Genomic DNA, 25,678 nt, shown 5'->3' with positions numbered 1-25,678 from the left:
TTTATCCTACTCTTCAATTTATTATTAATATTTTATATTAGAATATTACGCTATTCCCAAAAATTGAAAAAATGATGTACCGGGCCATGTCCTTTCCCTATTTTGTATTCTGCCCCGGCTAATATCGCTTTATTTGTGTATTTCTTCGCTTTTATTATAGCATCGTTGAGTGAGATACCATGAGCTAGATAAGCAGCTATGGCAGACGAAAGAGTACAGCCTGTACCATGTGTATTTTGTGTCTTGATCCGCTTAGAACTCAGATGTATAATTTCATCTGTTTCAGCATTATAAAAAACATCGACTAATTCATCATTTGTCAAATGCCCTGCTTTCAGAAGTACAGAAACCGATCGATCAAAAGATAGATCTTTGATAACTAAAGGCAAATCTTCTTGTGTTTGGATTTTTTCCCCTAATAATATCTCCGCTTCGGGTATATTGGGCGTTATTACTCGCACAAAAGGAATAAGCTCATCTTTTAATGTTTGGATGGCTTCATCTTGTAGCAATTTATCGCCTGATGTAGCTACCATAACAGGGTCTAATACAATGTTATTTATATTGTAATATGATAATGTGTCTTTTACGGTACGTATAAGTTCAGAAGAATGTAGCATCCCTATTTTTATAGCATCCGCACCAATATCATCTAGCACAGATTTGATTTGTCCTGCTACAAATGGAACCGGAATAGGGTGTACACCTGTTACACCAACCGTGTTTTCGTCCACTACCGCCACTATTGCTGTTGCTCCATAACATCCGCAAGCAGAGAAAGTTTTGAGATCTGCCTGAATGCCGGCTCCTCCGCTAGGGTCACTTCCTGCTATAGATAATACTCGCTTATATTGTTTTTCCATCTTCTTTTGTTGTTTAAATTGTCCATTTTTCTTGTTTATATGCACTGTCCCAAAACATCCATTCCAATTTGGAACACATCACAAAGGCCTTGGTCATAGCTTGTTTTTGTGATTCGGTACATTGTGCAGCAACCTCATCACAAATAGCAATAGCTCTCGATACAGATTCTTCAAAGCCATCTCCGCCGTAAGTGTTTATCCAACTCTGATATGGATTATACCCTTCAGTTTGATTTTTTAATATGTAATCTCCCACTTTCTTATAAATCCAAAAGCAAGGTAAAACAGCGGCTAATGCTACTTCTATAGGAGCATGGGCTAATTGTTTATGTAGGAATGATGTATATAACAAACAGGTAGGTGATGCTTCACCATTTTCATCTTCCATTTCGTGCAGAAAAGATTCATGCAATGCATTTTCTACATTTATACTGTCGCTGGCAAAGTTGATAAATGCTGTAGCATGATCAATATTGTCCAGCTTCGAAGCTATGCCTATCAATATTTTCCCGTATTCAGCGAGATATAAAGCATCCTGTCTGATGTAGAAAATAAATTGCTCTTTTGTTAACTTTCCGTTTATTAATTCTTTTATAAATGGTAACTCCAGTATCTTATTATAAATGGGTTTTGCCGAACCCCATGCTTCTTCACTCCACTTCATTTGCTTCTTTATTTTTTTGATTTAATTATAATTTCGAATAATTCCGATGCTGCTAGTCGAGGATTGTCAGCAGACATAATAGCCGATACGACGGAAATCCCGTCTGCGCCGGCACGAATAATATCTTGTGTATTTGATTTATTGATTCCTCCTATGCCCACACTCGGATGTTTCGAAATCTGAGTTATATCACTTACTCCACTTAATCCTAAAGCTTGTGCGGTATCGGTCTTGGTTAAAGTTCCGAAAACAGGGGATATGCCAATATAATCTATGTCTAGTTTATTGGCTTCAATAGCATCCTGTATATTCTCTACCGATAGACCAATAATTTTATTTTTGCCTAAGATTTTACGTGCTATATGATATGGTATATCATTTTGACCGATATGCAGTCCTTCGGCATCACAAGCTAATGCAATATCCAATCTGTCGTTGATTATTAGAGGTACATTATACGGTTTCAGACATTTTTTTAGTCTCAAGGCTTGGTCATAAAATTCTTTTGAAGAGCATGTTTTTTCTCTCAATTGCACCATAGTGACACCACCTTTTACAGCTTCTTCCACAACATCGTCTAATGGTCTGCCGAGGGATAATGAACGTTCGGTAACCAAATATAGGGTTAGATCAAAGTCTTTCATAGCCTGATGTTTTTTCTTACCATTTCTTCATTGATATTGAATAATGTATCGAGAAAGTTTACTTGTAAGCTTCCATTTCCTTTCGAGTATGCAGCGGCAACTTCTCCACATATTCCCATCACAGACATCCCATGTGTGGCAGCTTCGAACAGATTTTTATTTACTGCAGCAAAAGCTGCAACCACGGCTGTAGCTGTACACCCCATTCCTGTTACTTTCGCCATCATCGGATTGCCATTTTTTACAGTTTCATCAGTTGTGCCATCGGTTATATAATCAATTTCGCCGCTGATTACAACTATTGCTTTTGTATTACAAGCCAATGTTTTTGCCGAATCTAGTGCAAAGCCAGAAGTATTTGTGCTATCTACGCCTTTGGTCTGGGCCTGAGTATCTAACAAGGCTATTATTTCTGAAGCATTACCCCGTATAATCGACGGTTTACATTCTTCTATCAATTGTTTACATACTTTCGAGCGGTATGACGTGGCTCCGGCTCCAACCGGATCAAAGACAATAGGGGTAGATTTATTTAATGCTGTTTTCCCCGCTATAAGCATAGCTTCTACCCACAGAGCATCTAATGTACCGATATTGATAACCAGTGATGAGGATATATTTGTCATCTCTGCCGCTTCGTCTACAGAGTGTGCCATAACAGGCGATGCTCCCATAGCCAGTAAGGCGTTGGCTGTATTGTTCATTACTACATAATTAGTTATGTTATGTATAAGCGGTGATTGTTTTCGGATGAGATTTAGATCTCGTATAAGAGATTCGGTATTTATCATAATTAGTTATTTTATGTATAGATATTTTTTTTTTACAATAAAAAAAGCCGCTTCATATCTATGAAACGGCTTGATTAATACTTTATATATAGTATTATTTATATCTTCTATTCATTCCGTTTCCCTACGATGCCAATTACAGCATATCAGGTTCAAGGGTTTAATCTCAGCTCTTATAAAAAAGAACACCCCTAACAGAGATGAAACAAATTTACATATAAATATTGAGAATAAAGGTATTCTCACTACTCATTACATGCGAATCTTTATTCATTTGTTATTTAATGTTATTTATCAACTTTTTCATGTAATTTCTTTTAGAATTATTTTCTATTGGAAATTATTTATTATCTTTGTACTATTATAATATAACAATATCTAAATATGGAAATTATAAAAAACAATTGGACATACCTTCTGGGAGCTCTCGTTGGGGCAATAGGTGGATATATGTATTGGAGGTATATCGGCTGTAGTACCGGCACTTGTCCCATAACGTCATCACCTACTATCAGTACTCTATACGGAGTATTATTAGGTGGTTTGTTCGGTGGGATTTTTAAAAAGAATAAAGTAAAGAAACAGTAATAAAATAAATAATATGGCAGGATTTCTTAGCAGATTTTTCGGACTAGAGGACAAAGCTGACTTCAAAGCTCTCTTAGAGGATGGTGCTATACTTTTAGATGTTCGTACAAAACAAGAGTATAAACAAGGGGCAGCAGCCAATTCTATTAATATATCGTTGGATAGTTTGAACAGTAATTTATCGAAACTGAAAAAAGATAAACCGATTATTGCTGTATGTGCTAGTGGCATGCGTAGCCGCAGTGCAGTCGCTCTTTTAAGAAATAAAGGTTTTCAGGAAGTATATAATGGTGGAAGCTGGTTTAACTTTAAATAAATAACAAAATGAATCGTATATTGAAGAATTGGAATTTTGCACGGATCGTTCGTTTGCTATTGGGAATACTTATGGCTACCTATTCAATGATTTCGCAAAATTATATATTTCTAGTCTTTGGGGGCTGGCTACTTTTTCAGGCAATTATGAATATTTCCTGTTGTGGTTCCGGAGAATGCTATAGAGATACTAAGTACAAAGAAAATATTTATGGTGATCAGATAAAAAAATATAAACCGGATTAAAAATGAAGTATACAATACTATTTTCACTCGTGGCATTATTGCTTATTTCTTGTAATAACAAGACAGAAACAAAAGATCAAATAGAAGAAACAATTAAAAAAGAAAATAAAATGACAACAATACATTTAACAAAAGCTGAATTCTTATCAAAAGTTGCTAATTTTGAAACAAATCCTACTGAATGGAAATATTTGGGGGATAAACCGGCATTGATCGATTTCTATGCTGATTGGTGTGGCCCTTGTAAGGCTATAGCTCCGGTGTTGGAAGAATTGGCTGCAGAATACGGAGACCGTATATATATTTATAAGATAAATACGGAAACAGAGCCAGAGCTTTCTGCTGTCTTCGGAATAAGAAGTATACCATCTTTACTGTTTGTTCCGATGAATGCACAACCTCAGATGGCTGCAGGAGCATTACCCAAGCAGCAATTAAAGGAAGCTATTGATAATCTTTTATTAAAAGAATAACAGTAAATATAAACTTATACTAAAATGGCAGACAATATAAATAATTCGCAAGTAAAAACATTATGTCAGATCAGGGATGTATATAGGGCGATTTATGACTTTGAACTTAATTTTCAACAATTATATGATCTTGGACTGAATGAAGGAATGCTACTCTGTTCGCTAAATGCTCAAAAATATTCATCAAATGAATTGGCGAGTGTATTGGGACTGAGTAATTCGAATACATCGAAAGTGATAAAGTCGGTCGAAAAGAAAGGTCTTATCCGCCGTATTGTCGGCAAGGAAGATAAGCGCCAGATGTATTTTATGTTGACTGATTTGGGTAAGAAAAAGCTTGAATCGATAAAATGTGCTGAGTTTGATATTCCCGAAACGCTTGGATCTATTATAAAACGATAGGATTGTGATCTTGTGATTAGGTGTTTTTCCTTTTTTATACTATAAAATATGTCGTAAATACACAACAAAATAACTGCATATTAGTAAGTTAGATTTTTTAGTTGAAATCTAACTTCTTTCTATTTTTATGGGTTAGACAAATTTTATTATCTTTGTAAGAATCTTGGATACATTGAGAACAACCTTGTTTTTCTCCTCTTTAAAATCTACTTATTCGGTAGATATCTTATTTATACGGAGTTAATCCGAAATATAGCCAATATATAATTCAGTTTCCTTAAAAGAATTTAAGTTCGTCTTTTTGGCTTCATATGATAATTAATCTGAGGATAATAAAATTTTTATAGGTTCATTACATCCTTCTGTGTTCGAGAGAATTATTCTATTTTTAATAATCGGATTGCCCTGCCCGATATAAAATATGTATTATGAAGTTGATTATTATATCTAATAGATTACCACTAAAAGTGGTGGAAGAGGAAAATGAGTACAAGGTCGTTCCTAGCCCGGGAGGCCTTTCAACCGGACTGAACTCATTAGAGACAAATATGGAAACGCATTGGGTTGGTTGGACAGGAATGTATCTTGAAGATGTGCATGAGCAGCAGAAAATAGACAAACAACTAGCTGATCTGAACTTTCATTCGGTAAATCTTACTCCTTCACAAATAGAAAATTATTATGAAGGATATAGCAACAGTGTAATTTGGCCGCTTTCTCATTACTTTTTCAGCAATGTAAGGTACAATAATTGCTACTGGACTGTATATAAGGAAGTGAATGCTTTATTCTGTGAAAAAGCGATGGAGATCATAGAACCTGATGATATTGTTTGGATCCAGGACTATCAATTGATGCTTTTACCCCGAATGATAAGAGACAGAATGCCTGAAGTAAGTATTGGTTACTTTCATCATATACCATTCCCTTCTTATGAATTATTTAGGTGCTTACCCGAAAGAAGTGATATTTTAAACGGTCTGCTGGGCGCTGACCTTGTTGCCTTTCATACGCATGGATATATGAGACATTTTATTAGTGCTGTTTATAGGGTACTAAAATTAGATTGCAATCTCGATGAAATCCATTTAGATGGCAGAATCGTAGATGTGGATGCTTTTCCAATGGGAATAAATTATGATATGTATCACAATGCTTTATTAAATCCTCATATAAAGAAACAAGCAGAGAAACTACGTGGTGAGTTTGGCAACAGCAAGCTTATATTATCTGTAGATAGGCTGGATTATAGCAAAGGTATTCTTATGCGTTTAAGGTGTTTTGAAGACTTCTTAGCAAACCAACCGCAATATAGAGGAAAGGTTAGTCTCATTATGATTGTAGCACCATCAAGAGACAATGTTGATATTTATGCAAAGCTGAAAGAAGATATAGACCAGAAGGTAGGAGCCATCAATGGTAAATATGCTACAGCAGGATGGCAACCAATCAATTATTTTTATAGGTCATTCGTCTTCGAAGAGATAACAGCTTTGTATCATATATCGGATATATGTTTAGTTAACCCTTTTAGGGATGGGATGAACCTTGTTGCAAAAGAGTATATTGCAACAAAACGAGAAGGGAAAGGTGTACTCATCTTAAGTGAAATGGCCGGAGCATCTATTGAGTTATCTGATGCGCTGATAGTGAATCCAACTAATATAAAGGATTTAGAGAATGCTCTTCTTATAGCATTGGAAATGCCGGAAGAGGAGCAAAAAGCAGCTATATCAAATATGCAAGAGATTATTTCTTCTCAACATGTTGGACAATGGGCTAAAGATTTTATAGAAGAATTGTTTTCAGTAAAAAAGAAAAATAAAGAATTACAAAAGAAAATAATCGTACGAAAAAACTTCAATGAAATAAAAGATGCATACCAAAAAGCTCAAAAACGTCTGATTATTTTAGACTACGATGGCACATTAGTCTCATTTCATCGCAATCCGATGAAAGCATCACCAACGACTGAAGTTATTGATCTTTTGAAAAAAATGTGTGCTGATAGCCATAATAGAATGATAATAAGTAGTGGTAGAGATAAACAGACCCTTGAAGATTGGTTAGGACATTTACCTTTAGATATGGCAGCCGAACATGGTATGTTTTACAAAGAGAATGGTATATGGAAAAGTAAAGGGCAGAAAACTGAATGGGATCAAGAGATAATAGACATAATCAAACATACAGTAAAAAAGACTCCTCGTTCGAAACTTGAAATAAAAGAAACGGCCTTGGTCTTTCATTACCGGGATGTTGATGTCTGGTTGGCCGAACTACGTGTAACACAGCTGATAAATGCCTTAATAAATCCAGCATCAAGACAGAATTTGCAGATAATGAAAGGAAATAAAATTGTAGAAATTAAGTCAGGCGAATTTAATAAAGGCTCAGAAGCTTTAAGGCTAATCAGTCAAAGCGAATACGATTTTGTGATGGCTATAGGAGACGATACAACTGATGAAGAAATGTTTATGGCATTGCCGGATACGGCTATAACGATAAAAGTAGGAGACCCATCAAATGCAGCGCGGTATAATATTCCAAAACAAACTTTAAACATTGATTTCTTGAAAAAACTAATAAAATAATTTAATTGCTTATGGATAATCTAGATTACGGTGTAGTCGGAAATTGTAAAACTGCTGCTTTAATATCAAAAGAAGGAAGTATCGATTGGCTTTGTTTTCCGGTATTCGATTCTCCATCTGTGTTTTCTAAATTATTAGATAAAGATAAAGGCGGGAGCTTTTCATTCATTGTATCTGATAGCTATCGTATTACACAAAATTACTTTAAAGAAACAAATATACTTTGTACTCGCTTTGCTTCTGATGAGGGTGTATTTGAAGTACTCGATTTTATGCCGAGATACAAGACCCGTGGAGACGAGTATTATATCCCTTCCGAAATCTATCGTTATATAAGACTCATTGATGGTAAACCACGTTTTAGGATAAATTATACTCCTGTAATGAATTATGCCAGAGATTCGGTCATACACAAAAAGTTTGCCTACTTTATAAGAACATTCTCTTTAGTAGATGGGAATGATAATATCTATTTATATTCAAATATTGATTTTGACACCATATTAAATCAAGAAGAAATTATTCTGGAGCAAGACCAGTATATGCTATTGTCGTATAGTCAAAAACTAGCGAATATAGATATCAACCGAGCCTATCTTGAATATCAGCGTACAAAGATTTACTGGTTGAATTGGAATAATCGTTCTCGAAAATTCATAGAATACAACGACTATATTTGTCGCAGTCTGTTGGCGCTTAAACTGATGTGTTATGAGTCATCCGGAGCTATTATGGCCGCCCTTACCACCAGTATTCCGGAAACAATAGGTGAAGTCCGCAACTGGGATTATCGATTTTGCTGGATTCGTGATGCATCGATGTCTATAGAAACCCTGATAGAACTTGGACATCATTCGACAGCGAAGCGGTTTATGTCTTTTGTGAAGGATATATTAAAATCTAAATCAGATTCTTTACAAATTATGTATGGAATAGATGGTAGTCGTACATTAAAAGAAGAGATACTGCCACATTTGGCAGGATATGAAAATTCCCAACCGGTAAGAATTGGAAATGCCGCATATTTCCAAAAACAAAATGACACTTTTGGCTATCTGATGGATGTTATACATAGCTACTATTTCCGTTTTCCTGGGACATTGGGCGAATTGGAAGAAATGTGGGAAGTCGTTAAATCGATCGTCAGAACAGTCTATATGGTTTGGCGAAATCCAGATCAGAGTATCTGGGAGTTCCGTAACATCGAAAAGCATTTTGTCTTCTCGAAGGTAATGTGTTGGGTAGCTCTTGACAGAGCAATAGATATAGCCAAACTTTTAAATCAGACCGACTATGTATCTGCATGGCAAAAAGAAGCGATGGCTATAAAGGAAGATGTGATGCAGAATGGATGGAACGATCAGATTCAGAGTTTTACTCAAGCCTATGATAATACACATATGGACTCATCATTGCTTTTGATGGAACAGTATGGTTTTATAGATGCAAACGACGATCGCTATATAAAGACAGTAAAACGTGTAAAAGAAGAATTATATCATAATGGATTGATGTATCGATATAAAGTCGATGATGATTTTGGTTTGCCATCTTCTGCTTTTACTATCTGTACCTTTTGGCTAACTCGTGCATTGTTTATGATTGGTGAGAAAGGCGAAGCCCGGAAAATATTTGATCAGTTATTGGAATATTCGAATCATCTGGGGTTGTTTAGTGAAGATTTGGATTTCGAAACCAAACGTATGCTGGGTAACTTTCCTCAAGCCTATTCTCATCTGGCGTTGATAGATACAGCTTTGCTGTTCTCTGAAGAACGAAAATATATCAATTTTATTAAACCTTAAGACTGAACCAGTAGCGTTTTATAAGCAATACAATAGAGGCAACGGTTATCATTTACCGTCGCCTCTCTTTTTATTTATATCTTTTCCCCGATAAATCGTATTACAGAGGCTTTTCCATTATGCCCTATCCCTTCTGCCAATTCTACTTCTACCTCTTCCAAGAATTCGATTTTTAAAGATTCAAAAATATATAAAATCTCTTCCTTCGAATACATCATTTCCACATGTGGAGGACCTCCCGCCAATGGATTTTGTTGCTGGTGTTTTACATGCTCTTTACTGAATCCTTCGATAATAATATGCCCTCCAATTTTCAAAAAAGGCAATAATGATCTGTGATATTTTGCTTTTAACTGTTCCGGTAGGTGAACATAGGTAAGAGCAATTACATCATAAGAGTCTACAATATAATTTTCAGAGATGTCTTCGAAATCAATCACTTTGAATGAAATATTCACACTATTCTTTTGAGCCAAACGCAAGGCTTTTTCTTTAGCTTGCTGGCTTTGGTCGAAAGCATCTACATTCCAACCCCTTGTCGCTGCATATACACCATTTCGTCCCTCTCCATCAGCCGGAAGAAGAATTTTTCCTATTGGAAGCGTATCGATGATTTGCTTGAAAAATAGATTCGGAGCTTCTCCGTAGCGGTATTTTTCAATATTATAACTTTCGTCCCATTTATTATTCATAGTCATTCTTTTTTAATTAGTATGCACTGAAGAAATCGGGTTTTATCGTAAATCCTATTCTTACCTGATTTGTATATTTCTTGTAATTTAGCAACCCTTCTCCATATCCGGCATAATAATCCAAAGTTAAGTATTGATTTGAATTTTTGGATACTCTAAAGGATAAAGATGTATGTAAATTAGGGTTTATAACCTTATCTCGAGGCATTATATTAAGGCTAAACCACCATAGATTTTCCTTATCTATATAATTGACCGAAAAAATGCCATATCCTTTGTCGCGCAATAAATCTTTATTATTACCACCATCTACATAGGGCAGATATATTTGAGCTTTAGCCGATAATCGCATATTGTAAAAGTATTTGGCTGATAGATTTATATAATTCCAACTCCGTGAGTCTTCTCCGGCTTTACCATTCGACTCATGTTCCAAAGAAATCATCATTGCCCCTTTCAGTTTATTGTCTTTTATCACATACCTGCCAAAGCCTATTCCCGGATTATAATTTGTATCGCGGAAAGGACTTGATTCGTCGTAAATATCCCAAAATGATTTCTGAGAATAAGTAATGTATAAGAATGAGTTGAAAGGAAGTACACTTTTGGTAACTCTGTGGCGAATGCTAAACTGAAAGAATGCATCAGTAGTTTTGCGGGTTACCGATTTATTTAAAGGGATTCCGGTTACCATATAATTATCCTTATATACCGCAAAAGGTGTCTGCTTGTCGAGTACAGATCTTACAAGGTCTTCCGAAACTTCAATCGGTTTATGTCTCAATACATTTATTGACTGCATCTCATTCAGATAGTTATTCCGAAGTGAAAGACTATCCACCTGTAAGATGGTATTCTCCTGTGAGTAGACGCTGGGTATGCGTATAATGAAGATAAACAATACGATTATTATATTAAATATTGTTTTCATATCTAAAAAAGAGAGCAAAAGACGATTTCAGTCTTCGGTTTTGCTCTCTCAAGTTTAATTAATCAATTTACTGTTTAGCATTCAGTTTATCGAGCAGGATTTCCAACGGACAAAATTTAGTAAACGAAGACTGTATAAGATTCACTCCAACAAATGCAGGTAACAACAGCCATCCGATAGAAACAAAATAAGCCAGAGAAATGCCTGTTAAAACCATTGTACCCGCTACTATCCGTATAATATATTCACGTTTCATAATCAAATCAGTTTAGAAAAATTCTCTACATCAAGGACAAAAGCATGTACAGGGAAAGGATTTTTTGTCTCAATATTGCAATTATCAATTTCTACAATAGCCTTGTCTGCAATTTCTTTTGTTACAAAGCTGAAAAGCATTATCGAATTAGTTTTTGCATTACTACCATTCGCTGCAAACCAGCCCAAATTTTCTTCCTTCTTTTTATATCCGGTGATATTGGTTACACTAAACCGTTTTACTCCGGCATCATGGAGCAGGCTTCCCACTTGTTCCTGATATTCCTTTATACTTAATACAACTAATAGCTTCATAATCATTTTACTTTCTTTTTCAACATTTTGAAATACAACAACGGCACAACAATCAGTGTCAGTACAGTAGAGGTTATTGTTCCACCCATCAAAGAAATTGCCAGACCTTGAAAAATAGGATCGAATAGAATGACGATTGCCCCCAAGACTACCCCTCCGGCAGTCAGTATGATAGGCGTGGTACGTACAGCTCCGGCTTCAATAACAGCTTGTTTTAATGGAATACCATCTTTGAGCCGTATGTCGATAAAGTCGATAAGTAGTACAGAGTTTCGCACCATAATTCCGGCTAAGGCAATGAATCCAATCATAGACGGGGCACTGAAGTAAGCTCCCATAATCCAGTGGCCGAAAATAATACCAATCAATGATAGAGGTATAGCAGCCAACTGTACCAACGGTGTAATAAAGTTTTGGAACCATGCGACAATGAGTACATAGATAATAATTAATACAAATAAGAATGCTAATCCTAAATCGCGGAACACCTCGTATGTTATTTGCCATTCTCCATCCCACTTTAAGAAAAAGTTGTCTTCATATTTTGGTTGCTTACTATATTCTTCTGATAAAGTGTATCCTTCAGGGAGTTTTACCTGAGATAACTTATCCGACACTTCCGTAATAGGATATATAGGGCTTTCTAAACTTCCTGCAACTTCGGTTAATATGTAAACTACACGTTTTTGATCTTTGCGATGAATGCTCTTTTCTTTTTCTCCTTTAGTGACCTTCACCAAATCGCTAACGGGAATTGCCATACCTTGTTGATTCACAACTTTCATACTTAATACATCTTCTATGCTTGATTTCTCTTTTTCTGACAGTTGAAGTACAATGCCTACTTGATTGACTGATGAAGGTTGATGCAATATACCTACAGGCATACCCGACAGAGCCGTTCTCATATTCTGAACAACTTGAGCATTTGGAATTCCTAATTTCATCGCTTTGTCTTTATTCACCTCAAACTTATATTCAGTCTGAGTATCTTCTACCGACCAATCAACATCGACCACATTGTTAGTTTGCGCCAACAGATCTTTCACTTGTTTGGCTACAGCTATTTGTTGATCATAGTCTGGACCATATATCTCGGCTGCAATTGTAGACATTACAGGAGGACCGGGCGGTACCTCCACTATTTTCACATTGGCATTGTATTTTTTGCCGATAGCTTGCAAATCGGCACGCACCGATGTGGCTATATCATGACTTTGTTCGCTACGTTCTCCTTTGTCTACAAGATTAACTTGTATATCAGCTACATTGTCACCCATGCGCATGTCATAGTGGCGAACCAATCCATTGAAGCTAATAGGAGCAGAAGTTCCCACATACGTTTGATAATTGGTTACCTTATCATTCCGGCTGATATGCACAGCTAATTCTTTCGTTACGGCGGCAGTACGTTCCAAAGTCGTTCCCTCCGGCATATCTATTACCACTTGAAACTCATTCTTATTATCGAAAGGCAACATTTTTACCGGAACAGATTTTGTATAAAACAACACAAACGATCCCAGTAAAACGACAGTTAAGCCAATCATAAATGTCCAGCGACGTTTTCTGTTTTCCAAAAACGGTGTTACTATTTTAGCATATAATTTGTATATTTTTGTTTCATGCAAATCCGTTTCTTTTTCTTCACTTTCGAGTCCTTCTCCTTTTTTATCTTTATGTCTTAAGAATAAATAGCCGAAATACGGAGTCAACGTCAGAGCTACCAGTAAAGAGAAAATCATGGCTATGGATGCACCTATAGGCATCGGACTCATATATGGTCCCATCATCCCCGACACGAATGCCATAGGAAGTACCGCAGCGATAACAGTCAGCGTTGCCAAGATAGTCGGATTCCCTACTTCATTGATAGCATATAGCGCAGCTTGTAACGGAGGTAGTTTTTTCATCTTGAAGTGGCGATGCATATTCTCCGCAATTACAATGGAGTCATCCACAACAATACCCGTCACGAATACTAATGCAAACAGTGTGATGCGATTAAGCGTATATCCCAAAAAGTAATAAGCAAACAGAGTAAGGGCAAAAGTTACAGGCACGGAAAGGAATACTACCAGACCACCACGCCATCCCATAGCTATCATCACAAACAAGGTTACAACTATAATAGCAATAGATAAGTGGAACAGTAATTCGGATACTTTGTGTGAAGCCGTCTCTCCATAATTACGGGTAACATCTACATTTAAATCCTTTGTGATAACATCTTTTTTCAGGTGCTCTACTTTATCAATGACTACTTCTGCCAGCTTCATTGCATCAGCACCTTTTTTCTTGGCAATAGAAATAGTTACAGCCGAATAGTCGTCGGGCATTCCGGCTTTTTTATCGCCTGACGCAGTTCCATATCCAAACGAAACATATTGTTTGGGTACTTCCGGCCCGTCTTCTACTTCTGCTATTTGATATAGGTAGACCGGCTGATTGTCATTTGTTCCTACAATCAGATTCTTCACTTCATCCACATTTGCAAAGAAATTGCCGGTTTGTACAGAATAAACCATATCACCTGTTACGATATTTCCGCTTTGCATTTGTGCATTATTCGCTTGCAGTGATTGGGCTATTGCTCCAAAGTCGAGCTTGTTCTGAGCCATCTCGTCTTTGCCGAGCATGACCTTCACCTGTCGGCTTTGTCCACCTACAATATTCACTTGTGCTACATCAGGTATTTTCTTTATCTCGTTGCCAACTACTTCGGCTACCTGACGTATTTGGTAATCACCCATTTTATCACTCCAAAAAGTGAAAGCTAATGCAGGTACATCATCTATGGCTCGTGATTTTACCAATGGCATAGTAGCACCTTGTGGCATACGATCCATATTCTTCATCATTTCATTGTAAAGTTTTACTAACGAACGTTCCACATCTTCGCCCACATAAAATTGTACGGTGAGCATACCCATACCATTCATAGAAGTAGAATAAACATGCTCTACACCTTTGATATTTGATATGATTTTCTCGATAGGTTGAACTACACCCGATTCTACTTCCTGAGGTGTTGCTCCGGGATAACCAATCATGATGTCCGCCATCGGAACTTCTATCTGAGGTTCTTCTTCGCGGGGTATGAAATATATGCTGAACAGACCTAAGAGCATAAAAGCTAGCATGAGTAGGATACTCAATTTAGACTTGATAAACGCTCCGGCTATTTTTCCTGAAATTCCATTTTCCATAATTTTATTTATTTACAGATACTTTTACTCCGTTATATAATTTGCCTTCGGCTTTGGATACAATTTTGTCGTTTTGGCTCAAGCCCGAAAGTACTTCTACCTGATTGCCGATTGTCTTGCCTAAACGTATCCAGCGAAGATTTGCTTGACTTTGGGCGTCTATCACATATACACCCGTAAGCTGATCACGGTATACAATAGAGTTCTTATCCAGCATGATTTTAGATGTAATATTCTCACCAGTTTTATTCGGTATCAATATATTTACATACATCCCCGGACGTATATTTTCTTTATCTTTTGTATCAATAGCCAATTTCATAGAGTATTGTCCTCCTGTGCGAAATGCCGACGGACTAAGTTCGGATACTTTTCCATCGATCGTTATCCCTAATGATTTCAATTCCATTTTGGCTACATCACCTACTTTTACATACTGTATATAGTTTTCGGGGATAGATGCTGTAACCTGCAATTCTCCATTCTGCTCAATTGTCAAAATAGGCATTCCCGGATTTGCCATACTCCCTTCGTCTATCATTTTTTGTGTTACAACTCCCGAAAATGGAGCGCGTATATTGGTGTAGGAAAGCATCGCATTTACTTCGTTCATCTGTTGGCGAGCCATTTGTACTTTAGCATTCATTGAAGTATTTTGCAAAGCCACATTTTCGAGTTCCTTATCTGATACACTGTTTTGGTTGCGCAGTGTTTTGAAACGCTCATAATCACGTTGGGCATTTTTTGCTGCTGCTTCAGCTTCGGTAATCATAGCTTGTACCTGAGCCCTTTTTGCCAGAATATCATCGCTGCTAATAGATACGAGGAGTTGTCCTGATGCTACTTTATCACCTGGTTTTACATATATCTTCGTTACATAGCCCATCATTCGGGTGCTCATGTTTGCGGTTTGCTTGGCTGTGACTTCACCGCTAAGGTAAAATCCTTCGTTTGTAGATTGAGCTGGAGAGTAAGCTTCTACTTTAACTATAGTCTTATCTTTATCCTCTAATTTATCGGAAGAAGAGCAGGAGTAAAGAATTGATATTCCCACTATTCCTAAAAATGTATTTCTTAAAGTTTTCATATCTATTTATAGGTTTTATTTGTTACTTAGTTTTTGATAAAAAATTGAGATATGCTTCTGTTATATTATACGACATGATAGATTGAGATAGCATCAGTTTTTGCTGAAAGAATTGAGCTTGTGCCATCAATAGATCTGTGGTGCTCGCTAAACCTTCACGGTGACGATTGGAGAGAATACGTAATGCTTCATCTGCTTGTTCCACGCTGGCTCTTTGTTTGTTGATCTCTATTTGGGAATCGTTCAGATCTCGTTTGGTTTTATTTAGCTCTAGTTCTTCTTTCTTAATGTGGAGGTTGAGCTCTTCTTGTATTTTATCTCGTTGGAATTGTGCCGATTTCATCTTACTCCGATTTTGATTTCCTGAAAATATTGTCCAGCTTAGATTTATACCAACGAGGTAAGAATCATTCCCAAATTTGAAAGCCTTCGAATCATTTAGGCTATATGAACCAAAAGCATTGATACGTGGCAGGAATGCCATTTTTGAAGATTTTACTATCATATTTGTCGCATCTACAGCTTTGTTTAGCGCCATGATATCGGAACGATAAGACGAAAGCTCTCTATCTTGAAACAGGCTTATCTCTTGCGACAATGAATCTGTTGTATATACATCGCTGCTTGTTTCCAATCCCATCAGAAGACGCAGTCCGTCTGAGGCATTCTGTATATTACTTTCGGCTTTTGCCAATGCAGTTTCAATTGTATTGACTTGTACCTGAGCATTCAATACATCCGATTTTTGAACTAATCCTTGATTATAAAAATTGGAGACTGATTGATGTATTTGTTTCACATCCGCTAACGATTTTTGAAGGATGTTTCGAGCCTGATACGACATTTGTAATTGAGTATATGCTTTTCGCACTTCAAATTCGATGTATTCTTTGGCTCGTTCCGTTTTGTATTTGTAAACTTCCTCTTGTGCCTTAGCTCCTTTGCGAGCATAGACCATATCCATATTCAACAATGGTAGCTTAGCTTCTACCTGAGCACTGTAATTTTGTCTTGCTCCGGGATTATTCAGTTTTGACGGATCGAAATCCATTGCAGTAACGGATTCTTGTTGCAATAGAAATCCGAAAGCATTTAGTGGGTTATTTGTACTTAAAGCCGTATAGCCAACCGTCACTTGTGGAAGAAAAACAGCATCCGTTTGATGAAAATTTGCATTCGCTACTTTTTCATCCAACTCAGAGATCTTTACATTGTTGTTATTTTTCACTGCAATCTCTACTGCATCTTTTACCGAAATATGCTGGAGATTCTGCGCTTGCGTTAGAAAACTAACCAGAATAGCACTGATAATAATACTTGCCTTTTTCATTTTATATTTTAATATAATTTACATCAACAAAATATCTATTGGAAATAATGTCTTATAGAAATATATTGCAAAGTAAAATATAATTTTCCAAAGAAACAAATTTCCAATGGAAAATATTTGTTTATGAATGTTCAAATTTTTAAAGCAATATATAAATCAGAAGATTTTATATTTTTTGTGCATTATTGGTTTGTATATGTTAACGAGTAAAATTTTGTCTTATATCTATTTTTCTAACTAGTAGAAATTATGAAAAAATCTTATTAGTTTTGTGTAGAAGATTTTTACCACTCTATATGCTTTTATGAGAGCTTTAATTTTTTTGCTTTGTTTTGTTCTGTCTTTGAATGCATTTTCTGAAAATGAAATAGATTCTTTGTTGAAAGTGCTGGACAAAACAACACAGAACCGTTCGATATATATAGCCGAAAAGGAATCTAAAATCAAAAGATTAATATCGCAACTGGATAGCCGGAAAACTCTGGGCGATGAGTATAATATTAATGAAAGTATTATATCAGAATACAGATCCTTCCAGTGCGATTCTGCTATAAAGTATATACATAAAAATATAATAATAGCCGAAAAATTAGGTAACAAAGACTATCTAAATCAGAATAAGCTCGATTTATCATTCATTTTATGTATCTCAGGACTATTTACTCAAGCTTTGGAAACACTTAAGGCAATTGAATATGATGAATTACCTAGATATCTTAAATTGTCGTATTGTTGGACATATATCAGGTATTACGAAAATTTAATTAAATACACAGATGATTCACAATATGAGAGCCTTTATCTGAAAGAAAAGGAAAATTATCGCGAGAGACTTACTTCTCTGCTAAGCGAAGGCTCGGATATGTATAGTAAGGAAATGGCATTCAAACTTCAAGATGAAGGGCAATATAAAAAAACCTGTGAGATTCTTCTAAAAATATTTAACAAACAAGAACCTTCAACACATGGGTATGCTATGGATGCTATGAGCTTAGCCAAGATATATAAATATATGGGAAATAGCTTAATGGAAGAAAAATATATGATTCTGGCAGCTATAACCGATACCCAATTAGCAGTCAAGGAGAATGAGGCTCTCCTTGCTTTGGCTATTTATTTGTATGACAAAGGAGATATGAATAGGGCATATAATTATATAAGGATTGCTTTGGATGATGCAAATTTTTTTAATTCTCGTTTTAGAAATACAATTATAGCGCGTGTGTATCCTATCATTGAAGATACTTATTTATATCGTATTGAGCAGCAAAAACAAAATCTCAGAATTTATTCTATTCTCACAAGTTGCTTTGTTGTTGTATTAGGTATTGTTTTATACTTTATTTATCGACAAATTAAGATTGTATCAAGAGCAAAGAAAAATCTGAAAGCAGCGAATGAACAATTAGCGAGTGTAAATCAGAAACTAGACGAGGTTAGTTTGATAAAAGAGAGATATATCGGTATTTTTATGAATCAATGTGCTATTTACATTGATAAACTGGATGATTTCAGAAAAAATGTAAATAGAAAAATAAAAGCCGGACAGGTGGATGAATTACTCAAGCAGACTTCATCTTCGCGCGATTTAGAGAAAGATGTGGAAGATTTATATACAACCTTCGATAGAGCATTTTTTAAGATATATCCCAATTTTGTAGAAGAATTTAATAATCTGTTGAAAGAAGACGAACGTTACAGATTGGGAAAAAACCAGCTAAATACTGAATTACGTATTTTTGCCCTTATCCGTCTTGGGATAAATGATATGGATCAGATAGCTGCATTCCTCCGTTACTCTATTCAAACTATCTACAATTATAAGAGTAAAGTAATAAGAGGTAAAGCCATCACGAGTGAAAATTTTGAAGATGAGGTGAAAAAAATAGGAAATTTATCATAAAAAGCCCTCCAAAATACTTACCAAAACGCTATCTCTTTTTTGTTTATATCTGTCTCATAAACAGTATATACACCTTTTTATACTGCCCCAAAAACCTACTTAAAAGTTTACTTACATAAACAGATAGGGTCTATCTGCTCATATATTTGCATATATAGTTTTTGAGGTATTTCATAGCTATGAAAAACCTTTATTCTATATATGGCATAATAAGCTGTCATGAAAAGTTCAATCTATTTCTAATCTAATCTATGAAAATGAAAAATCTAATTCTATTTTATCTGCTCTTTTTGAGTGCATCCGTTATGATAGCTCAGGAAATAACTCCTTTCAAGAATGGCGACCGGGTTGTTTTTCTTGGTAATAGTATTACTGATGGTGGTCATTACCATTCATATATATGGCTTTATTATATGACACGCTTTCCTGAAATGAGATTAACTGTTATGAATGCCGGAATAGGAGGGGATCAGGCTATAGACATGGTTCGGAGGCTCGACGGAGACGTATTCAGTAAAAGACCAACGGTTCTGTTTACAACCTTTGGAATGAATGATTCGGGATACCTTGAATATAATGGTGACCAACCTGAAAAATTTGCAGATGAGAAAGTAAAAGCTTCTTATGAGGCTTATAAACAGATGGAGGCGAGATACAAGAATCTTGTTAATACTAAAGTTGTATTGATGGGTAGCTCCCCTTACGACGAAACTGCAAAAATAGAGGGAAATACACCTTTTAGGAATAAAAATAAAGCAATGCTTCGAATTGTTGATTTTCAAAGAGAATCGGCAAAGGCTAATGGCTGGCAGTTTTTTGATCTTAATCAGCCGATGACCGCTCTTAATAGTCAGTTTCAGCAAAAAGATCCAACATTCACTCTTTGTGGCAAAGACCGGATTCATCCAGATAATGATGGACATATGGTTATGGCTTATCTGATATTGAAAGCTCAGGGATTTGCAGGTAAGGAAGTGGCTGAAATAAGTGTAGATGCTTTCAATACTTCTATAATTTCTTCTTCAAATTGTGAAATAACAGATATTAAAAAGACTTCCATAGGTATAAGTTTCAACTACCTAGCAAAAGCTTTACCATATCCGATGGACACAATTGCTCGGGGATGGGAACAGAAAAAGAGTCAGGCTGAAGCTGTAAAAACAGTGCCTTTTATCGATGAGATGAATAAAGAGATGTTGACAGTGAAAGGGCTGAAGGGCAACTACTGTCTTCAGATAGACGGAGAAAATATAGGAACTTGGTCTTCTGCCGATTTTGCCAAAGGGATTAATCTGGCAACTCTTAATACACCACAGTATAAGCAAGCGTTAAAGGTTATGTTTTTGAATGAAGAACGATGGGAGATCGAAAAACGCTTCCGTGAATATGCGTGGGTACAATTCAATTTCTTCTTGCCAAAAGGTATAACTGATCCTAATACAGAGGAAGCTGTTAAAATTCTGGATGAAAATAAAAGCTCAAATGTCTGGCTAAATATTAGACGTGACTTGTATAGCAAAGCAAGATATCCTGAAGTAAGAAAGGCTTGGCAGGATGAGATGGGCTTGCTTCTATCTACTATTTATAATATAAATACACCTGTTAAGAGAACAATAACCCTAGTGAAAGTTAAATAAGCAGATTGTGTGATTATGTTGAAAACAGGCGTTGTTACTCTACTTTCAGTTCTTTTCTTTTATGGTAATCTTTTTTCCCAGCAGAAAGCATATTTTGTAGACGGCTATCATGGTGGAGTTTATGGGCATTATCCTATGTGGGTTACTCAATTTATGGTCGATAAGCTTACCGAGCATCCCGAGTGGCAGCTCGGACTCGAAATAGAGCCTGAGACATGGGATACTGTAAAAGTAAAAGAACCCGTAGCCTATAATAACTTTAAAAATATTGCGACAGATAAAAGAGTCGAATTTACAAATCCGGCTTATGCGCAACCTTATTGTTACAATATATCAGGAGAAAGTATTATACGCCAGTTTGAATATGGCATAAAAAAGATACACCAACATTTTCCCGATGTTACTTTCACCACCTATTCGGTTGAGGAACCCTGTTTTACAAGTAGCCTCCCTCAGATACTAAGATTGTTTGGATTCAAATATGCAGTGTTGAAATGCCCCAATACGTGTTGGGGCGGATATACTGCACCTTATGGAGGGCAGTTGGTGAACTGGATCGGAACTGATGGAACTGCTATACTCACAGTGCCTCGTTATGCCAGTGAAGAACTTGAAGATAATTCGACATGGCAGACCAAAGCATGGAATAATTCCGAAGCATATCTCAAGGCTTCTTTCAATCAAGGTATAGAAAATCCGGTTGGAATGTGCTATCAGGATGCCGGATGGAAAAACGGTCCGTGGTTAGGTTCTGGAACAAATGTCAAAAATAAATCTATATATACTACTTGGAGAAATTATTTCGAGAATATTTCGAACAAAAAAACGAATGATAATTATTACTTCTCACAAGAAGATATACATGTAAATCTTATGTGGGGTAGTCAGGTGCTACAGAAAATTGCTCAAGAAGTCCGTGTTTCGGAGAATAAAATAATTATAGCTGAAAAGATGGCAGCTATGGCAAATCTTGATAATAAATATAATCCTGCTCAGGAGAGAATCGATGAAGCTTGGCGTACACTCATGATGGCGCAGCATCATGATTCGTGGATAGTGCCTTACAACCGTCTGAAAAAAGATCGTACATGGGCTCAGGAAATCACGTTGTGGACAAATAATACGAATAAAATATCCGATAAGGTGATTGACGAAGCTATTGGTTCTTACAATACGAATACGAGTCGGGATGCTGAAAATAAGACATATATCAGAGTATATAATACTTTAGGAGTAAAACGTACTGAGGTTGTCAAAGCGCTAATTCCTTCAACTAAAGATGGAGAGGTTGTTGTATATAATTCAAAAAATGAACTATTACCTTCTTATTCTCAACAGACAGGAGATTCCTCTTACATATCCTTTCAGGCAGATGTTCTGGCTTTCGGTTATGCTACATTTCTTGTTTCGCATAAACAGGTTGTGTTCAATAAGAAAACTTCTGTACACGTTGATACCGATGGAAATTATATCCTCGAAAACAATACGTATAGGATAACTCTAAATCCTTCCAAAGGAGGTACAATCAAAAGTCTTATAGCAAAAATGGAAGATAGTAAAGAATATGTAGATAAAGATAACGAATTCAATTTTGGGGAACTCAGAGGACATTTCTATGATGAAAATAAATTTTATTCGACAACCGATGCTCAGGCAAAAATAACAGTATTAGAAGATAATTTTCTTCGCACAAGCGTCAAAATAGAAGGCGAAATAGCTTCACACCCTTTTGTTCAGATTATAACTTTAACCAACGGGCAAAAGCGTATAGACTTTGATCTGACGGTAAATTGGAAAAATAATGTTGGGATAGGAGAGTACAAGCAGGGACCAAATTGGCGAGACAACAGACGAGCTTTTACAGACGACAGATTTAAGTTGAATGTACTGTTTCCTATAGCTCTTTCATCGTCCACTCTATATAAAAATGCACCATTCGATGTATGTGAAAGTAAACTCGAAAATACTTTTTTCAATACATGGGACGGAATCAAACATAACATTATACTGAATTGGGTAGACCTTGTACAAAAAGATCAGAAATATGGATTTGCTATATTTTCCGACCATACTACTTCCTATTCACATGGAAAAGATTTTCCATTAGCACTCACGGCTCAATATTCGGGTATTGGATTATGGGGGCCCGATTATAAAATTACTCATCCCTTGACGATGAGGTATGCAATAGTTCCACACAGCCGACAATGGGATCAAGCGAATATAGCGATAGAAAGTAATAAATGGAATGAACCTCTAATCATATCTTATCATAAAAATATACCGTTGGCTGATAAATCATTTATAAATATAGACAAGTCCGGCTATGAAATAAGTGCTTTTAAAGTCAAGGATGACAATATTCTAATCCGTTTTTTCAATGCAGAAGGGGACGGATCGATAAGAAGAATTGCATTCGGTTTTCCGGTTGCTGAAATAAAAGAAGTTGATTTAAACGGAAATACTATTTCAAAAAAGGTGATAGATAAAAACAAAGTATCTATATCTATGCCTCGTTTCGGTCTGAAAACATTATTACTAAAAAAAGATAACTAAATAATTAAAGAATATAACCACTTATTATGTATAGATCTATAATAACTTCTATGGCCGGTTTGTGCCTGATAATCGCAAGCTGTGCTTCAGATGTTAAACCCTTAGAAGATTTAGCCCCTTCCGATTATGTTAATCCTTTTATCGGCGCAAGTACCAGTGTCGGTGCTGCCGGAGTGTATCATGGCTTAGGAAAAACCTTTCCGGGAGCAACTACTCCTTATGGTATGGTGCAGGTCAGTCCGAATACTATTACCGGAGGAGACAACAGTCCCGGTTACAGCTACGAGCACAAAACCATCGAAGGGTTTGCTTTTACTCAAATGAGTGGTGTGGGATGGTACGGCGATTTAGGTAACTTTCTGGTAATGCCTACTACCGGTACATTAAAGACGATAGCTGGTAAGGAAGATGGAAGCATCAGAGGATATCGTTCTTCTTATAATAAAGGTACAGAAACTGCTGAGGCGGGATATTATTCGGCACAGCTTACCGATTATAATATAAAAGTGGAAGCTACAGCAGCTCCTCATAGCGGAATGTTAAGGTTTACATTTCCCGAAAATAAGCAATCTAGGATACAAATTGATTTGGCTCGCAGAATAGGAGGAACGTCTGTATACCAATATGTAAAAGTTCTGAACGATAGCACTATCCAAGGATGGATGAGATGTACTCCCGATGGTGGAGGTTGGGGCAATGGAGAAGGCAATGCTGACTATACTGTATACTTTCATGCTCAATTTAGTAAACCACTAAATAATTATGGATTTTGGAGTGCAGATATTCCTGATAACTGGAAGAGAAAAAGAGAAGAGGTTATCAGTATTCCCTATCTGCAAAGAGTCTCTGAAGCTCCGATTATCAGAGATAAGAAAGAAATAGAGGGAAAACACCTTGGTTTTTTTACCGAATTTGAAACTCATAAAGGAGAAGAAGTTACATTAAAGGTAGGAATTTCCTTTGTAGACATAGATGGTGCAGAAAAAAATCTCAAAGCGGACATAGGAAATAAAAACTTCGATAATATTCGTGCTGAAGCAAAAAAACTATGGAATAATGAACTGAGCCGTATAAAGATAGAAGGAGGGACTAAAGACGAAAAAACAATATTCTATACATCGCTTTATCATACAATGATAGATCCACGCATCTTTACAGATGTAGATGGGCGGTATATAGGTGGAGATAAAAAGATTCATCAAGCATCAGCCTTCAAAAAACGCACAATCTTCAGCGGTTGGGACGTATTCCGCAGCCAGTTTCCACTTCAAACAATTATTAACCCCGCACTGGTTAATGATCAGCTAAATTCATTAATAACACTGGCCGACGAGAGCGGACGAGAGTATTACGAACGTTGGGAAATAATGAATGCATATTCAGGTTGCATGATCGGTAATCCGGCGTTGTCTGTTTTAACCGATGCTTACATGAAGGGAATTCGCAATTATAATATCGACAAAGCATACAAATATGCGATCAATACCTCACAAAAATTTGGTAACGATAAATTAGGTTATACAGGGCCTCCTTTAGGTATTTCTCAAACATTGGAATATGCATACACAGATTGGTGTATCTCTCGTTTGGCAAAAGAGTTAGGAAAAACTGAGGATGAAAAGATATTTTATCAAAAAGGACAAGCCTATAGGAATATTTTTGATAAGGACAAAGGTTGGTTTCGCCCTAGACTTGAAGATGGATCATGGGAAAAATGGCCCGAAAATGCCCGTACCAAAGAATGGTATGGATGTGTGGAATCTAATTCATATCAGCAGGGATGGTTTGTTCCGCATGACGTGCCGGGAATGGTAGAACTAATGGGTGGATGTGATAAAGTAGTGGCAGATCTTACTAGCTTTTTTGAAAAGACACCTGATAATCTCTTGTGGAATGATTATTACAATCATGCCAATGAGCCTGTACATCATGTTCCTTTTCTTTTCAACCGTTTAGGAGCACCATGGCTTACTCAAAAGTGGGTGCGTCATATTTGCAGCAATGCCTATGCAAACAAAGTAGAGGGCATTGTAGGAAACGAAGATGTCGGTCAAATGTCTGCTTGGTATGTGCTTGCAGCGTCAGGTATACACCCGGTATGTCCGGGAGATACCCGCTTCGAAATCAGCAGTCCAATATTTTATAAAATAGAGATTAAGCTCGATCAGGAATACTTCAAAGGAGATAAGTTTACAATCGTAACTCATAATAACTCTCCTAAGAATGTATATATACAGAAAGCTTTGCTGAATGGAACAAATTATAATAAATGTTATATCGACTTTAAAGACATTGTGAATGGTGGATTATTGGAACTTTATATGGGTGATAAACCCAATGAGAAATGGGGCATGTAGATAAATTATAAACCTACTTAA

Annotated in this window: 22 protein-coding genes and 1 riboswitch; of the genes, 11 read left to right on the top strand and 11 right to left on the bottom strand. The window is 36.3% G+C overall.

What is annotated here, in order from left to right; all coding sequences use genetic code 11:
* Nucleotides 1-50: 50 nt before the first annotated feature.
* The 4 genes from thiD to thiM are packed head-to-tail and all read right to left on the bottom strand — an operon-like array spanning nt 51 to nt 2,962.
* The gene (thiD, locus tag HMPREF9456_RS11045) at nt 51-863 is read right to left on the bottom strand and encodes a bifunctional hydroxymethylpyrimidine kinase/phosphomethylpyrimidine kinase (RefSeq protein ID WP_006843613.1); all 813 of its coding nucleotides are present in this window, start codon (nt 861-863) and stop codon (nt 51-53) included.
* 13 nt (nt 864-876) lie between these two features.
* Entirely contained in the window at nt 877-1,527 is a 651-nt protein-coding gene (locus tag HMPREF9456_RS11040) for a TenA family protein (protein ID WP_006843612.1), read from the bottom strand.
* A gap of 8 nt (nt 1,528-1,535) precedes the next feature.
* Entirely contained in the window at nt 1,536-2,171 is a 636-nt protein-coding gene (gene thiE / locus HMPREF9456_RS11035; RefSeq protein ID WP_006843611.1) for a thiamine phosphate synthase, read from the bottom strand.
* Entirely contained in the window at nt 2,168-2,962 is a 795-nt protein-coding gene (gene thiM / locus HMPREF9456_RS11030) for a hydroxyethylthiazole kinase (RefSeq protein ID WP_006843610.1), read from the bottom strand. Before thiM ends, thiE begins: the two co-directional genes overlap by 4 nt.
* A gap of 104 nt (nt 2,963-3,066) precedes the next feature.
* Nucleotides 3,067-3,165: riboswitch (TPP riboswitch) on the bottom strand.
* Nucleotides 3,166-3,346: 181 nt separating this feature from the next.
* On the opposite strand from thiM, the gene HMPREF9456_RS11025 reads away from it, so the two are divergent.
* The 7 genes from HMPREF9456_RS11025 (at nt 3,347) to HMPREF9456_RS10995 (ending at nt 9,385) form a co-directional block, all read left to right on the top strand.
* Nucleotides 3,347-3,550 carry a DUF6132 family protein gene (locus tag HMPREF9456_RS11025; protein ID WP_006843609.1) on the top strand — a complete coding sequence of 68 codons (204 nt, stop codon included), beginning with the start codon at nt 3,347-3,349 and terminating at the stop codon, nt 3,548-3,550.
* A 13-nt stretch (nt 3,551-3,563) separates the two neighbouring features.
* Nucleotides 3,564-3,866 (top strand): rhodanese-like domain-containing protein, encoded by a 303-nt coding sequence (locus HMPREF9456_RS11020; protein ID WP_006843608.1) that lies wholly within the window; start codon nt 3,564-3,566, stop codon nt 3,864-3,866.
* Nucleotides 3,867-3,874: 8 nt separating this feature from the next.
* A complete protein-coding gene (locus tag HMPREF9456_RS11015) occupies nt 3,875-4,111 on the top strand; it encodes a hypothetical protein (protein WP_006843607.1) in 237 nt (78 codons plus the stop codon).
* A gap of 2 nt (nt 4,112-4,113) precedes the next feature.
* Nucleotides 4,114-4,584 (top strand): thioredoxin, encoded by a 471-nt coding sequence (trxA, locus tag HMPREF9456_RS11010; protein ID WP_006843606.1) that lies wholly within the window; start codon nt 4,114-4,116, stop codon nt 4,582-4,584.
* A 24-nt stretch (nt 4,585-4,608) separates the two neighbouring features.
* Entirely contained in the window at nt 4,609-4,986 is a 378-nt protein-coding gene (locus HMPREF9456_RS11005; protein ID WP_006843605.1) for a MarR family transcriptional regulator, read from the top strand.
* Between the two features lie 428 nt (nt 4,987-5,414).
* Entirely contained in the window at nt 5,415-7,580 is a 2,166-nt protein-coding gene (locus tag HMPREF9456_RS11000) for a bifunctional alpha,alpha-trehalose-phosphate synthase (UDP-forming)/trehalose-phosphatase (RefSeq protein WP_006843604.1), read from the top strand.
* 11 nt (nt 7,581-7,591) lie between these two features.
* Nucleotides 7,592-9,385 carry a glycoside hydrolase family 15 protein gene (locus tag HMPREF9456_RS10995; RefSeq protein ID WP_006843603.1) on the top strand — a complete coding sequence of 598 codons (1,794 nt, stop codon included), beginning with the start codon at nt 7,592-7,594 and terminating at the stop codon, nt 9,383-9,385.
* A gap of 74 nt (nt 9,386-9,459) precedes the next feature.
* Here the strand turns inward: HMPREF9456_RS10995 and HMPREF9456_RS10990 are convergent, their stop codons facing one another.
* The 7 genes from HMPREF9456_RS10990 to HMPREF9456_RS10960 all read right to left on the bottom strand — a co-directional run bounded on the left by HMPREF9456_RS10990 (nt 9,460) and on the right by HMPREF9456_RS10960 (nt 17,204).
* Nucleotides 9,460-10,077 carry a class I SAM-dependent methyltransferase gene (locus HMPREF9456_RS10990; RefSeq protein WP_006843602.1) on the bottom strand — a complete coding sequence of 206 codons (618 nt, stop codon included), beginning with the start codon at nt 10,075-10,077 and terminating at the stop codon, nt 9,460-9,462.
* A 16-nt stretch (nt 10,078-10,093) separates the two neighbouring features.
* Nucleotides 10,094-11,008: a phospholipase A gene (locus tag HMPREF9456_RS10985; RefSeq protein ID WP_018074999.1), complete on the bottom strand. Its 915-nt coding sequence runs from the start codon at nt 11,006-11,008 to the stop codon at nt 10,094-10,096.
* A gap of 67 nt (nt 11,009-11,075) precedes the next feature.
* Nucleotides 11,076-11,264 carry a YgaP family membrane protein gene (locus tag HMPREF9456_RS10980; RefSeq protein WP_006843600.1) on the bottom strand — a complete coding sequence of 63 codons (189 nt, stop codon included), beginning with the start codon at nt 11,262-11,264 and terminating at the stop codon, nt 11,076-11,078.
* A 2-nt stretch (nt 11,265-11,266) separates the two neighbouring features.
* Nucleotides 11,267-11,578: a hypothetical protein gene (locus tag HMPREF9456_RS10975; protein WP_006843599.1), complete on the bottom strand. Its 312-nt coding sequence runs from the start codon at nt 11,576-11,578 to the stop codon at nt 11,267-11,269.
* Nucleotides 11,579-11,580: 2 nt separating this feature from the next.
* On the bottom strand, nt 11,581-14,787 hold the full coding sequence (locus tag HMPREF9456_RS10970; protein WP_006843598.1) for an efflux RND transporter permease subunit: 3,207 nt from the start codon (nt 14,785-14,787) through the stop codon (nt 11,581-11,583).
* Between the two features lie 4 nt (nt 14,788-14,791).
* A complete protein-coding gene (locus HMPREF9456_RS10965) occupies nt 14,792-15,874 on the bottom strand; it encodes an efflux RND transporter periplasmic adaptor subunit (RefSeq protein WP_006843597.1) in 1,083 nt (360 codons plus the stop codon).
* Nucleotides 15,875-15,896: 22 nt separating this feature from the next.
* On the bottom strand, nt 15,897-17,204 hold the full coding sequence (locus tag HMPREF9456_RS10960; protein WP_006843596.1) for a TolC family protein: 1,308 nt from the start codon (nt 17,202-17,204) through the stop codon (nt 15,897-15,899).
* Nucleotides 17,205-17,508: 304 nt separating this feature from the next.
* On the opposite strand from HMPREF9456_RS10960, the gene HMPREF9456_RS10955 reads away from it, so the two are divergent.
* The 4 genes from HMPREF9456_RS10955 to HMPREF9456_RS10940 all read left to right on the top strand — a co-directional run bounded on the left by HMPREF9456_RS10955 (nt 17,509) and on the right by HMPREF9456_RS10940 (nt 25,657).
* A complete protein-coding gene (locus HMPREF9456_RS10955; RefSeq protein ID WP_006843595.1) occupies nt 17,509-19,107 on the top strand; it encodes a DUF6377 domain-containing protein in 1,599 nt (532 codons plus the stop codon).
* A gap of 257 nt (nt 19,108-19,364) precedes the next feature.
* Complete coding sequence (locus tag HMPREF9456_RS10950) at nt 19,365-20,744, top strand: SGNH/GDSL hydrolase family protein (protein WP_026177104.1); 1,380 nt, start codon at nt 19,365-19,367, stop codon at nt 20,742-20,744.
* A 15-nt stretch (nt 20,745-20,759) separates the two neighbouring features.
* Entirely contained in the window at nt 20,760-23,300 is a 2,541-nt protein-coding gene (locus tag HMPREF9456_RS10945) for a glycoside hydrolase family 38 N-terminal domain-containing protein (RefSeq protein WP_006843593.1), read from the top strand.
* A 50-nt stretch (nt 23,301-23,350) separates the two neighbouring features.
* Complete coding sequence (locus tag HMPREF9456_RS10940; RefSeq protein ID WP_006843592.1) at nt 23,351-25,657, top strand: GH92 family glycosyl hydrolase; 2,307 nt, start codon at nt 23,351-23,353, stop codon at nt 25,655-25,657.
* Nucleotides 25,658-25,678 lie beyond the last annotated feature (21 nt).

Source organism: Dysgonomonas mossii DSM 22836, from assembly GCF_000213575.1.
Lineage (GTDB): Bacteria > Bacteroidota > Bacteroidia > Bacteroidales > Dysgonomonadaceae > Dysgonomonas > Dysgonomonas mossii.
The sequence above is the reverse complement of the archived record's forward strand: the minus strand, read 5'-3'. Positions and strand labels throughout refer to the sequence as shown.

Coding starts and splice junctions, on each gene's coding strand:
- thiE (WP_006843611.1), bottom strand. CDS start 2,171: ATGAAAGACTTTGATCTAACCCTATATTTGGTTACCGAACGTTCATTA.
- HMPREF9456_RS10975 (WP_006843599.1), bottom strand. CDS start 11,578: ATGAAGCTATTAGTTGTATTAAGTATAAAGGAATATCAGGAACAAGTG.
- HMPREF9456_RS11000 (WP_006843604.1), top strand. CDS start 5,415: ATGAAGTTGATTATTATATCTAATAGATTACCACTAAAAGTGGTGGAA.
- HMPREF9456_RS10960 (WP_006843596.1), bottom strand. CDS start 17,204: ATGAAAAAGGCAAGTATTATTATCAGTGCTATTCTGGTTAGTTTTCTA.
- HMPREF9456_RS10985 (WP_018074999.1), bottom strand. CDS start 11,008: ATGAAAACAATATTTAATATAATAATCGTATTGTTTATCTTCATTATA.
- HMPREF9456_RS10965 (WP_006843597.1), bottom strand. CDS start 15,874: ATGAAAACTTTAAGAAATACATTTTTAGGAATAGTGGGAATATCAATT.
- thiM (WP_006843610.1), bottom strand. CDS start 2,962: ATGATAAATACCGAATCTCTTATACGAGATCTAAATCTCATCCGAAAA.
- HMPREF9456_RS10990 (WP_006843602.1), bottom strand. CDS start 10,077: ATGAATAATAAATGGGACGAAAGTTATAATATTGAAAAATACCGCTAC.
- HMPREF9456_RS10995 (WP_006843603.1), top strand. CDS start 7,592: ATGGATAATCTAGATTACGGTGTAGTCGGAAATTGTAAAACTGCTGCT.
- HMPREF9456_RS11025 (WP_006843609.1), top strand. CDS start 3,347: ATGGAAATTATAAAAAACAATTGGACATACCTTCTGGGAGCTCTCGTT.
- HMPREF9456_RS10940 (WP_006843592.1), top strand. CDS start 23,351: ATGGCCGGTTTGTGCCTGATAATCGCAAGCTGTGCTTCAGATGTTAAA.
- HMPREF9456_RS10950 (WP_026177104.1), top strand. CDS start 19,365: ATGAAAAATCTAATTCTATTTTATCTGCTCTTTTTGAGTGCATCCGTT.
- HMPREF9456_RS10955 (WP_006843595.1), top strand. CDS start 17,509: ATGAGAGCTTTAATTTTTTTGCTTTGTTTTGTTCTGTCTTTGAATGCA.
- HMPREF9456_RS11005 (WP_006843605.1), top strand. CDS start 4,609: ATGGCAGACAATATAAATAATTCGCAAGTAAAAACATTATGTCAGATC.
- HMPREF9456_RS10980 (WP_006843600.1), bottom strand. CDS start 11,264: ATGAAACGTGAATATATTATACGGATAGTAGCGGGTACAATGGTTTTA.
- HMPREF9456_RS11020 (WP_006843608.1), top strand. CDS start 3,564: ATGGCAGGATTTCTTAGCAGATTTTTCGGACTAGAGGACAAAGCTGAC.
- thiD (WP_006843613.1), bottom strand. CDS start 863: ATGGAAAAACAATATAAGCGAGTATTATCTATAGCAGGAAGTGACCCT.
- HMPREF9456_RS10970 (WP_006843598.1), bottom strand. CDS start 14,787: ATGGAAAATGGAATTTCAGGAAAAATAGCCGGAGCGTTTATCAAGTCT.
- HMPREF9456_RS10945 (WP_006843593.1), top strand. CDS start 20,760: ATGTTGAAAACAGGCGTTGTTACTCTACTTTCAGTTCTTTTCTTTTAT.
- trxA (WP_006843606.1), top strand. CDS start 4,114: ATGAAGTATACAATACTATTTTCACTCGTGGCATTATTGCTTATTTCT.
- HMPREF9456_RS11015 (WP_006843607.1), top strand. CDS start 3,875: ATGAATCGTATATTGAAGAATTGGAATTTTGCACGGATCGTTCGTTTG.
- HMPREF9456_RS11040 (WP_006843612.1), bottom strand. CDS start 1,527: ATGAAGTGGAGTGAAGAAGCATGGGGTTCGGCAAAACCCATTTATAAT.